This is a genomic window from Lascolabacillus massiliensis, assembly GCF_001282625.1.
Lineage (GTDB): Bacteria > Bacteroidota > Bacteroidia > Bacteroidales > Dysgonomonadaceae > Proteiniphilum > Proteiniphilum massiliensis.
The window spans coordinates 1,591,390-1,603,980 of sequence record NZ_CTEJ01000002.1 but is presented as its reverse complement, the minus strand read 5'-3'; the positions used below and the strand labels follow the sequence as shown (position 1 = coordinate 1,603,980).

Sequence of the window (12,591 nt, the reverse complement as noted above, 5' to 3'; positions counted from 1 at the left end):
TTTTTATTAAAGAACTACATTGACGATTTTTTTAGGGACAATAATAACTTTCTTTGGCGTTTTTCCATCTATCCACTTTTGTGAATTCTGATGAGAAAGAACTGCTGCCTCGATCTCCTCGTTGGTTGCTTCGGCAGGGAACTCCAGCACAAAGCGCGATTTACCGTTAAATGATATTGCATAGGAGAAAACATCCTCTTTCAGGTACTCCTCGTTCCATTCGGGCCACTGGGCATCACAAACTGAACTCTCGTTGCCAAGGGCATGCCACAGCTCTTCTGAGATATGTGGAGCAAAAGGTGCAAGGCAGATAACGAGCTGACTCAGAATTGCCCTCTTGTTGCACTTCAGTGATGTCAGGTCGTTTGCACATATCATGAATGCTGATACCGAAGTGTTGTATGAGAAATGCTCGATATCGTAGGACACTTTCTTTATGAGCTTATGAAGTGCTTTAAGCTCATCTTTTGTTGGCTCATCATCAGATACATTAAGCTCATCCTCTTTATAGAAAAGATTCCACACCTTGCGCAGGAATCGGTGAACACCATCAATACCGTTGGTGTCCCACGGTTTCGACTGCTCAAGGGGCCCTAAAAACATCTCATACAGGCGTAGGGTATCGGCTCCATACTTTTCAACGATATCGTCGGGGTTGACTACGTTGTACATCGACTTGGACATTTTCTCTATTGCCCAGCCACAAATATATTTACCCTTTTCAAGTATAAATTCGGCTGTCTTATATTCGGGACTCCATTCGCGGAATGCATCGATATCAAGAACATCGTTATGTACGATATTTACATCCACATGAATAGGGGTGACATCATACTCATCTTTGAGATTATGTGAAACAAAGGTGTTTGTACCTTTTATGCGATAAACAAAATTACTTCTTCCCTGAATCATACCCTGGTTAACCAGTTTCTTGAACGGCTCTTCCTCGCAGGAGACGCCAAGGTCGAAAAGGAACTTGTTCCAGAAGCGACTGTAAACGAGGTGTCCTGTTGCATGCTCTGTTCCACCGATATAGAGATCAACATCTCTCCAGTAGCTATTTGCTTTCTCTGATACCAGAGCTTCGTTGTTATGAGGATCCATATAGCGGAGGTAGTAGGCAGATGAGCCTGCAAACCCCGGCATAGTATTAAGTTCAAGCGGATAACCCTCTTTGGTGGTCCACTCTTTTGCCCTTCCCAGAGGAGGTTCGCCCGTTTCAGTGGGGAGATATTTATCAACTTCCGGAAGTTCGAGAGGCAGCTCACTCTCATCAAGAGTGTATGGCATGCCATCTTTATAATATACTGGGAATGGTTCGCCCCAGTAACGCTGCCTTGAGAATATAGCGTCGCGGAGGCGATAATTTATTTTGCGGTAACCCAATCCACGTTTCTCAACCTCATCAATGGCTGCAGGAATAGCCTGTGCAACGGTAAGTCCATTCAGGAAACCGGAGTTCATCATAATACCCTCTTTGGCATCGAAGCTCTCCTCAGAGATATCGCAACCCTCGATAAGCGGGATGATTGGAAGATTGAAATGCTTTGCGAAGGCGTAGTCGCGACTATCATGCGCCGGTACTGCCATTATTGCTCCTGTTCCATATCCGGCAAGTACATAGTCAGAGATCCAGATCGGAATCTTCAGGCCTGTGAACGGATGGATTGCATAGGTACCGGAGAAGACGCCTGAGACCGACCTGTCAGCTATACGTTCGCGTTCGGTCTTCTTTTTGGTGTTCTCTACATACTGCTTAACAGCAGATTTCTGCTCTTCAGTAGTAAGCTGATCAACAAGCTCACTTTCAGGTGCCAGCACCATAAAAGTTACACCAAATATTGTATCGGCTCTTGTGGTAAATATATCAAAGGTTACACCATTTGAAGAGGTGAAATGCATTACTGCACCTTCACTGCGACCAATCCAGTTGCGCTGAGTCTCTTTCAGTGAGTCGGTCCAATCAATCTTATCCAACCCTTCAAGCAATCTTTCCGCATATGCAGAGACACGAAGGCACCACTGGCGCATTCTACGCTGTTCCACCGGGAAACCGCCACGGATTGAGAGACCTTCGCTGACCTCGTCGTTGGCAAGAACTGTTCCCAGGTCGGGCGACCAGTTTACCATTGTATCACCTAAGTAGGCAATCCTGTAGTTCATCAGGATCTCCTGCTGCTCTTTATCTGATTTGCTGTTCCACTCCTCAGCCGTAAACTCCATTGGTTCTGTACATGCAAGGTCGAGTCCGGCAGTTCCCTGCTTTGAGAACACTTCAATCAGTTCAGCAATAGGCCGTGCCTGCTTTGCCTGATTGCAGTAGTAAGAGTGAAACATCTTAATGAATGCCCATTGAGTCCATTTATAGTAATCAGGATCACATGTACGAACCTCACGTGTCCAGTCGTAAGAAAACCCTATCTTATCGAGCTGTTCACGGTAGCGGTTGATATTATTTTCGGTAGTAACTGCAGGATGCTGACCAGTTTGTATGGCATACTGCTCTGCAGGCAGTCCATATGCATCATAACCCATTGGGTGCAGCACATTGAAGCCCTGCAAACGCTTATATCTTGAATAAATATCTGATGCTATATATCCCAGTGGATGCCCAACATGGAGACCAGCTCCTGAGGGGTATGGGAACATATCTAATACATAAAACTTAGGTTTGGAACTATCTTCGGTTACTTTATAAGTTCCGTTTTCCACCCAATATTTTTGCCACCGCTTTTCTATTTCTCTGAAATTGTAATCCATGACCTTTACTTCTATTAAAAAAACGGTGCAAAGATAATGATTTATTTACTTTTAGTCGATGTACATTTGATCAATAATATCGGCATAACGTTCAAGAATTACTTTTCTGCGGAGTTTAAGGGTATTTGTAAGCTCCCCTGACTCGATACTGAATGGTTGTGGCAGCAGTGTGATCTTTTTAATCTTTTCATAATTGGTAAACTGTGACTGCAACAGCTCAATTCTACCGAAAACATAATCGTGAATAACATCATTCTTCACTAAATCATCGGTGGATTCATATGGTATGCCCTGACTGTCTGCATATGCTTTAAGTGCTAAATAGTTTGGAATGATCAGTGCACTTACAAACTTTCTTTCATCTCCTATTACAGCTACCTGATCGATATACTTATCTTCGCTTATACGGGTTTCGATCATCTGAGGAGCTATATATTTTCCGTTGGATGTTTTATACAGATCTTTGATTCTCTCGGTGAGAATAATTTCACCATCGTCAGTGAGCATGCCTGCATCTCCGGTTCTGAAAAAACCATCTTCTGTGAAGACCTCTTTTGTTGCTTCAGGCTTATTGTAGTAACCGCTCATAACAGTTCCTCCCCTTACAAGTATCTCGCTGTTTTCTCCGATTTTTACCTCGGTATCAGGCATAACCTTGCCCACTGTGCCTATTTTAAAGCCGGGAAAGGTGAAACAGCTTACTGTTGCAGTTGTTTCTGTGAGTCCGTATCCATAAACTATATGAACATCGATCGACTGCAGAAATTCATTTATATTATCTGACAGGGGTGCGCCGGCAACCGGGAAAAAATTACCCCTGTCGATACCCACTATCCTCTTGATAAGATAGTAGATAGTATGTTTATATAGAAAGAATTTTATGCTATTGCCCAGTGGAGCTTTACGACCATTGTTGCGATAGTCGAGATTATGCCGCCTTCCCGTTTTTACCGCATCGGTAAACAGCCACTTGATAACACCTGAAGATGAATCTATTGTCTCTTTAACACCATCGTAGACCTTCTCCCAGAAACGGGGGACATTGCTCATAATTGTTGGTCTAACCTGCTTTATTGTCTCCCTTATTTCGGCGGGGTTTCTGTTTATGGCTACAACAATTCCTCTGTGCAGGCAGTAGATTGTCCACGCTTTTTCAAAAATATGTGTAAGTGGCAGGAAGCACATCGAGAGATCTTTTTCAGAAAGATTGGTTAATCTAATATCATGAATCCTCATTGCCTTAAGATAATTTGCATGCGTAAGCATAACACCCTTAGGCTCGCCTGTTGTTCCTGATGTGTAAATTATAGTTGCAAGATCACTATCCTTAAGCTGCCTGATGCGGGCATTGACAAGTGCAACCGACTCAGAGTTGTCGCCCGTGGTTATGAAATCATCAAAATAGACCGAGGTTTTGTCTTCAGGCTGCAAAACAACATTTCTGTCGAAGATAATCAGTTTATGGAGGAACTGACTCTCCTGCTGAACTTTAAAAGCGTTGTTGTACTGAAATTGTTCTCCAACGAAAATCAGACTTATCTCTGCATCGTTCACTATATATTTCACCTGACTTGGGGAGGAGGTTGCATACATAGGAACCATAACTGCTTTGTTGGCAAAAGCTGCAAAATCTGTGATCAGATACTTCTCCATATTCTGTGAGTAGATGCCCACGTTGTTATATGGCTTTACTCCCATTTCGGCCATTGCCTGTGCCGTTTTTGTCACCTTCTCGGCAAACAGGTCCCATGACATATCCACCCATGCACCTGTTGCATCCTGATACTTTAAAGCAGTTCTGTTTTTATATTTCTGAGCCTGTTTGAAAACGAGCTCACCTAAATGGAAATATGTCATAGCAGTAAATCTTTTTATTTCAAAAATACATTTTATTATCGTGATTTAAATACAAACTCATCTTTTTATTATTAAAGTGATACTTTTTTGCTGATCTAATAAACAAATAGCTGTCCGTTTTTCGTAAACCAAATCTGCATAACATTCTTAAAACTCGAGGGTTAATTAACTACACTTAACGAGATTTTATTTTGAAAATTAAAACGACTAATTATCTTTGTACCATTATGAAAAGACTTGGTATCGTTTCACTCGTTCTAATTATATCGCTTTTACCGCCAGCGGTTAAAGCGCAGGAGTATTATGCCACAAATATAACTCCTGATAAGAGAGCTCCATTATCAACAATATATCTAATGCCTAACGTATATCCGGCAGTTGTAATGGAGGGAGACACCATTGCTTGTATGTGGCTTGGAGATTTTATAAAATATTCTCCCCTTACATTCCGCAGCACAAAAGATCAGATAGCTTATTTAAAGCTGGTTAGAGATGTAAAGAAAACATTACCTTATGCCAAGGAAATTGCAAGAATAATTACGGAGACATACGAGTATATGGAGACGCTGCCTGATGATAAAGCCAGGCAGGAGCATCTTAATAAGATGGAGAAGTATCTGAAAGATGCGTACACTCCAAAAATGAAGAAGCTGACTAAATCCCAGGGGCAGCTGCTGATGAAACTGGTTGACAGAGAAACCAATTCATCTTCATATCACATTATTGATGCTTTCATGGGAAGCTTCAAGGCCTGGAGTTACAATCTTTTTGCAGGGATGTTTGGTAATAGTCTGAAAGTGCGCTATAATCCTTATGGTGAAGACAGAATAACCGAACGTGTATGTGTGCTCGTGGAACAAGGGGTAGTTTGATATTTTTTTGTATCTTTGCTCCTCATTATAGTTTCATGATATAATTTATGCGAATAAATTCACTTAAGGATTTCCAACCCACATTATTTCAAACATTTAAGAATTACAACAAAGAAAAATTCCTGGCAGACCTGATGTCAGGATTGATTGTTGGTGTTGTTGCTTTACCTCTTGCAATTGCATTTGGTATTGCTTCAGGTGTAACACCCGAGAAGGGTATATTCACCGCTATCATAGCAGGTTTTATCATCTCTTTTCTTGGAGGAAGCACTGTACAGATCGGTGGTCCAACCGGTGCTTTTATAGTAATAGTTTACGGGATTGTTGAACAGTATGGGATCCCTGGACTTGCCATAGCAACTGTACTCGCCGGGGTAATGCTTGTTGTTATGGGTTTCCTGAAACTTGGATCCATTATTAAGTTTGTACCATATCCTATTGTTGTGGGATTCACAAGCGGTATAGCTCTCACAATCTTCTCTACACAGATTAAGGACTTTTTTGGACTTACTACACCAAAACTGCCTTCAGGTTTTATAGAAAAATGGGGTATCTATTTTCAGAATTTCAGCTCGGTTAACTGGTGGGTGACAATTATTGCAGTTGTCAGTGTTCTTATTATTATTCTTACTCCCAGGGTTTCAAGGAGGGTTCCGGGTTCTCTGATTGCAATCATATTGATGTCTGTAGTGGTTTATTTCTTAAGGAACTATGCAAACATTGAGGGAATTGAGACTATTGGCGACAGATTTAATATTCAAAGTGAACTGCCGCAGATTAAGGAGATAGCAATCAATCTGGAAAGTATCAGACTTCTTTTCCCATCAGCTTTTACAATTGCAATGCTTTGCGCTATTGAGTCGCTTTTATCTGCCACGGTTGCAGACGGGGTAACAGGAAAGAAACACAATTCAAATATGGAGCTTATTGCACAGGGTGCAGCGAATATAATTACTCCTTTCTTTGGTGGTATCCCTGCTACCGGGGCGATTGCAAGGACAATGACAAATATCAACAATGGGGGAAGGACTCCTGTTGCCGGTATTATTCATTCTATTGTTTTACTTCTTATAGTGCTGTTTCTTGGCGATCTGACCAAACATATTCCTATGGCTTGCCTTGCCGGGATTTTGGTTGTGGTTGCATATAATATGAGTGAGTGGAGAACTTTTGTATCGCTGATGAAGCAGTCGCGTTCAACTCAAGCAATCCTCTTGACAACTTTCCTGCTTACTGTTATTATTGACCTTACAGTTGCTATTTCTGTAGGTTTATTGCTCGCTATTTTTGCATTCCTGAAACGAATGAACGAATATACCGAAATATCTCATTCAACAGGTGAGCTTAAAATTGAGTCTGACAGTGAGGTAAGACATGAGGGTACAGAGGAGGAAAAACTTTTACTGCCTGATAGTGTGGAGGTTTATGAAATTAGAGGACCTTTCTTCTTTGGTGTTGCAAACAAGTTTGATGAGAAGATGCGTAATATTGGAGAGCATCATAAGATACGTATTATCAGAATGCGTAAGGTTCCATTTATCGACTCAACAGGGTTAAATAACCTGGAAGCACTAATTAAGAATTCGATTAAGGAGAAGATTCATGTAATATTATCGGGTGTTAGGGAAAGTGTAAGGGAACAGATAAACAAAACTAATATTCCGGAGCTTATAGGTGAGGAATATATTTGCTCAGATATACAACTGGCAGTAGAGAAGGCTGTTGAACTGGATGCTGTTTTGAAAGAACAGAAGCCTAAAAAAGTACATTAATGACAAATAATAGAAGACAGATGACCGATTGGCTCCCCACAACAAAGAAAGAGATGAATCTGAGGGGCTGGGAAGAGGCTGATGTTATTCTGTTTTCAGGTGATGCATATATCGATCACCCCTCTTTTGGTACTGCCGTTATTGGAAGGTTGCTGGAGAAGGAGGGACTTAAAGTTGCTGTTGTACCACAACCTAACTGGCGTGACGATCTAAGGGATTTCAGGAAATTTGGAAAACCGAACCTCTTTTTTGCTGTTACAGCAGGTGTAATGGATTCTATGATTAATCATTATACTGCAAACAAGAGATTACGATCTAACGATGCCTATACTCCCGATGGCAGGTCTGACATGCGGCCTGACAGAGCGGTGACTGTATATTCAAAGATATTGAAAGACCTCTATCCAGATGTGCCTATTGTACTTGGCGGCATTGAGGCGTCACTTAGACGGGTTACGCACTACGACTATTGGGATGATTCTCTACATAAAACCATACTTGCCGAAACCGGTGCAGATTTCCTGATTTATGGAATGGGCGAATTGCCACTTAAACAACTTATTAAAAACATTAGAGAGGGAAGAAAGATTAGTGAAATATATGATCTGCCCCAGTCGGCCTTCCTAATCAACAAGAAAAGTATACCGGAAAATCCTTTCAAAGAAGAGGTAGCACTTTTTTCACATGAAGAGTGTCTGAAGGACAAACTTAAGCAGGCAAAGAATTTCAGAGTAGTAGAGGAGCAATCGAACCGCATATCTGCCGCAAGAATATTGCAAGCAGTAGATGATAAAGTTTTGATTGTTAACCCACCCTACCCTCCAATGAAAGAGGAGGAGATTGATGCTTCATTTGATCTTCCCTATACGCGTCTTCCTCACCCTAAATATAAAGGGAAGCATATTCCTGCATATGAGATGATTAAATTTTCAGTAAATATGCACAGAGGATGTTTTGGTGGATGTGCCTTTTGTACTATTTCTGCTCATCAGGGTAAATTTATTGCCTCAAGGACAAAAGAATCTATTCTGAATGAGGTAAAACAGATTACTGAAATGCCCGACTTTAAAGGTTATATTACTGATCTTGGAGGACCTTCTGCTAACATGTATAAAATGCAGGGAAAGGATTTAAATATCTGCAGCAAGTGCAAAAAACCATCCTGTATATTCCCAAAAGTATGTTTTAATCTGAACATTGATCACTCTGCTCTATTAGATATTTACAAATCAGTTGATGCTTTACCGGGAGTAAAAAAATCTTTTATAGGTAGTGGCGTACGATATGATATGCTGCTGCATAAGTCGGATGACAATAAGGTGAATAGTGCCAACCGCAAGTATGCTGAGGAGTTAATAAGAAATCATGTGTCGGGGAGACTCAAGGTTGCTCCTGAACATACATCTGACTCTACCCTGAATGTGATGCGCAAACCATCTTTCTCTCTATTCTATAGCTTTAAGAGACTATTTGATGAATTAAACAATAAATATCAGCTTAAACAGCAGCTTATACCCTATTTTATCTCGTCGCATCCGGGATGTACTGAAGAGGATATGGCAGAACTGGCAGCGGTTACGAAGAATCTCGACTTTAAGCTGGAGCAGGTTCAGGACTTTACACCATCGCCAATGACACTGGCAACTGAAATCTATTATACCGGTTACCATCCTTATACACTACAACAGGTTTACACAGCAAAATCGAAAGACCAGAAATTGGCTCAACGCCAGTTTTTCTTCTGGTATGATCAGAAAAGCAGAGGCTCTATTATCAGAGAGCTTAAAAAGATAAACAGACCTGATATCATAGATAAGCTATACCCTAAAAAAAAGTAATAGTTGGGGAAATACCACTGTTAAACATCGTTAAAACTGTACTTTTTTTATAAATTCACGCAGCGTTTTTGAGTTTTATGCATCTTACTTGTAAAAGTGAGCAGTCATTAATGTGAAAATTGTGATCTGAGTGATATGCAAAAAAAACTCTTCATAATTGGTTTGGCAATAATTGGAATCCTGTTGATTAATACCGGATGTGACGATAATTCGAAGTCGCTTGGAAACTTTGGAATTGATATTGCTACGATTATAAATGAAGGGGATAATGCTTACTCACTGCAGCTTGATAATGGTAAAAGACTTTGGCCTGCAGCAAAAGCAGTAAATTTTTTACCCACCAATCACCAGAGGGTGCTTGTGAATTATACAATACTGTCGGACCAGAAAGATGGATATGACCACTATGTGAAGATAAATGACATTTGGAAAATACTTACTAAGCCGGTAATTGAGTTGAATGCCCATAATGAAGAAATTATTGGCGATGATCCAATTAAGACAAACTCAATATGGATTAGTGGCGATTATCTTAATGCATCATTTATGTTTAACTATGGTGGTAAACAGCCACATGCTATAAACTTAGTTGAAAACAAGCTAAGGCCTGATACTGACAAAGATGTGATTGAACTTGAATTCAGACACAACGCATATGAAAGTCAGTCGGATAAACTATACGAAGGTTTCGTCTGCTTCGATTTAAGACCTTTACGAGTAATGAACAGCGACTCTGTTATGATATCAGTTAAGGTAAAAGAGTGGACAGACAAAACATACAGCGATACAAGAGAAAAGATTTATGATGTGGTATACAGATATAATCAGCCTGCATTACAAGCCGGGACTGAGATTCCTATACCTGTAACAACATCAGATGAATACTATTAAATACTAAAAAACCACAATTTAATTAGTTCTATTTCTTATATGACTTTTTTGATTTTCCAAAAACCGGATGACCTCTGTGAAGAGTTCATCCGGTTATTTTTTTCTTATTGCCGAATGTGCTAATTTTACTCACTGATAGTAATATTTCAAAAGAATAAAGATAATCCGGTTTCATGACTAAATTACAATCTATACTATTTGCAGGTATAATAATATTTCTATGCTCGTGTGAGAATAAAACAGAGAGACAAACATTAACACTCAATTTCTCAGAACCCGCCAACAGATGGGAAGAGACGCTGCCACTCGGCAATGGAAGAATTGGGATGATGCCTGATGGTGGTATAGAAAAAGAGAAGATTGTTATAAATGACATAACTATGTGGTCGGGCAGTGAAGACCCCGAAGCGTTTAATCCGGATGCTATAGAATATCTTCCTGAAATTCAAAATCTACTTCTGGAAGGGAAGAATCTTGAAGCTCAGGAATTGATGTATCGCCATTTCAGATGCGGTGGACAGGGGTCTGCCTTCGGTAATGGAAAAGATGCACCTTATGGCTGTTTTCAGAAAGTTGGAGATCTGGATATCGATTATAGTTATAACCACAACACCAACAGAGATGATTCAGTCAGGAATTATCTGAGAAGTCTGTCACTGAACAATGCAGTTGCATCTACACAGTTTGAATTGGGTGATGTGAATTATAAGCGTGAATATTTTGCCTCTCACGATGATGATCTTCTTGTTATAAAAATATCAGCAGACTTAAAGAGATCAGTTTCTTTTAAACTAAATTTGAACCGCTCTGAAAGATCAGATGTAACAATTGAAAAAAACAGGCTGATTATGAGAGGTCAGCTTAATGATGGCTATGATGGCGATAAAGGTCTGAAATATCTGACTATTGCTGAGATAGTTAATAAAGGAGGTGAAATTAGTTGGGACGAATCATCGCTGGTACTTACAAATGCAGATGAGGCATTAATTCTGGTATCCACATCTACAGATATGATGGATAAGGATTATGAATCTACTGTGGTGCAACTAATCACAGAGGCTAAAAGAGAATCATTTGATAAGCTTAAACAGGATCATGTGGACCTGTATCAGGAGAAATTTAACAGGGTTGAACTCTATCTGGGTGAACAGGACAATATAACCTCTACTAATCAGAGATTGATAAATTTCCAGGAGAATGACGACCCTGCATTCGCTGCGCTCTACTTCCAGTTTGGCAGGTATCTGATGATAAGTGGGACCAATGAGAAGAGTATGCCGCTTAATTTACAGGGTTTGTGGTCGAATCAACTACAAACACCGTGGAATGGCGATTATCACCTGAATATAAATCTGCAAATGAATTACTGGCCGGCAGAAGTGTGCAATCTATCTGAACTGCACAGACCATTGATCGACTTTACACGTGCTTTGGTTCCTTCGGGAGAGAAAACAGCAAAGACCTTCTATAATGCAGATGGATGGGTTGCGCATATGATGAGTAATCCGTGGTATTACACTGCGCCTGGTGAACATGCTTCATGGGGAGCAACGAATACCGGAGGTGCATGGCTATGTGAACATATTTGGGAGCACTACTCATTCAACAGAGATGAAGAGTACCTGAGATCTGTTTACCCTATTTTGGCAGGTGCAGCGGAATTCTTTCTAACAAGCATGATAAGGGAACCCAAAAATGGATGGCTGGTAACAGCTCCTTCCTCATCTCCTGAAAATGCATTCTATCTGCCTGATAGTGAAGAACCGGTTTTTGTTTGTATGGGTCCCACCATGGATGTACAAATCATTAAAGAGCTGTTTACTAACACTCTGAAAGCATCAGAAATACTTGAAATAGAAGATTTTGTAACAAAAAGGATCATAGAAGTCATAGATCAATTGCCTCCTATGCAGATCAGTAGTAACGGCTATCTGCAGGAGTGGCTGGAAGATTACAGAGAGCAGGACCCTAAACATCGTCACGTTTCACATCTATATGGCTTATACCCATCCGATCAAATATCACCTGAAGTGACACCAGACCTGGCAGAGGCAGCCAGAAAAACTTTAAACCGCCGTGGTGATGAGGGCACAGGATGGTCGAGAGCATGGAAAATAAATTTCTGGGCAAGACTGCATGATGGTGACAGAGCTTACAAGCTTTTGAAGAGTTTACTGGAGCCTGCTTATGGTGATGGGGTAAATATGAGAAGTGGTGGCGGAACATATCCTAATCTTTTCTGTGCTCATCCTCCTTTTCAAATAGATGGTAATTTCGGAGGCACATCAGGAATAGCTGAGATGCTGATACAGAGTCATAACGGTTATATCAACCTACTCCCTGCTCTTCCGGGGAAATGGAGTGATGGGAGCTTCAAAGGACTACGTGCCCGTGGCGGTGCTGAAATTGATGCCAAATGGGAAAATAGCAGATTAACAGAAGCAATAATTAAAGCTGAAGTGTCAAACAGTTTTAAGATAAAAACTCCCGATTATGTTACATCTGTAACTGCAAATGGTAAAAAAATCAGTATAGACAGCAGTTATATAACCCTAAATATGAACTCAGGGGAAAAAATTGAGCTGAAATTCAATTGAAATT

General features: G+C 40.4%; 7 protein-coding genes. 5 read left to right on the top strand and 2 right to left on the bottom strand.

Annotated elements, in window-relative coordinates:
* Positions 1-6: 6 nt before the first annotated feature.
* Complete coding sequence (leuS, locus tag BN1354_RS11510; protein ID WP_053827185.1) at positions 7-2,760, bottom strand: leucine--tRNA ligase; 2,754 nt, start codon at positions 2,758-2,760, stop codon at positions 7-9.
* Between the two features lie 51 nt (positions 2,761-2,811).
* Positions 2,812-4,617: an AMP-dependent synthetase/ligase gene (locus BN1354_RS11505; RefSeq protein ID WP_053827184.1), complete on the bottom strand. Its 1,806-nt coding sequence runs from the start codon at positions 4,615-4,617 to the stop codon at positions 2,812-2,814.
* A gap of 227 nt (positions 4,618-4,844) precedes the next feature.
* On the opposite strand from BN1354_RS11505, the gene BN1354_RS11500 reads away from it, so the two are divergent.
* From BN1354_RS11500 to BN1354_RS11480, 5 genes are all read left to right on the top strand, one after another.
* A complete protein-coding gene (locus BN1354_RS11500) occupies positions 4,845-5,489 on the top strand; it encodes a DUF4294 domain-containing protein (RefSeq protein ID WP_082057403.1) in 645 nt (214 codons plus the stop codon).
* Positions 5,490-5,536: 47 nt separating this feature from the next.
* Complete coding sequence (locus BN1354_RS11495; protein WP_053827183.1) at positions 5,537-7,261, top strand: SulP family inorganic anion transporter; 1,725 nt, start codon at positions 5,537-5,539, stop codon at positions 7,259-7,261.
* Positions 7,261-9,099 carry a YgiQ family radical SAM protein gene (locus BN1354_RS11490; RefSeq protein ID WP_053827182.1) on the top strand — a complete coding sequence of 613 codons (1,839 nt, stop codon included), beginning with the start codon at positions 7,261-7,263 and terminating at the stop codon, positions 9,097-9,099. Before BN1354_RS11495 ends, BN1354_RS11490 begins: the two co-directional genes overlap by 1 nt.
* A gap of 135 nt (positions 9,100-9,234) precedes the next feature.
* Positions 9,235-9,990 (top strand): NigD1/NigD2 family lipoprotein, encoded by a 756-nt coding sequence (locus BN1354_RS11485; RefSeq protein WP_052673221.1) that lies wholly within the window; start codon positions 9,235-9,237, stop codon positions 9,988-9,990.
* A gap of 173 nt (positions 9,991-10,163) precedes the next feature.
* On the top strand, positions 10,164-12,587 hold the full coding sequence (locus tag BN1354_RS11480; protein WP_053827181.1) for a glycoside hydrolase family 95 protein: 2,424 nt from the start codon (positions 10,164-10,166) through the stop codon (positions 12,585-12,587).
* The last annotated feature ends 4 nt before the right edge of the window (positions 12,588-12,591 follow it).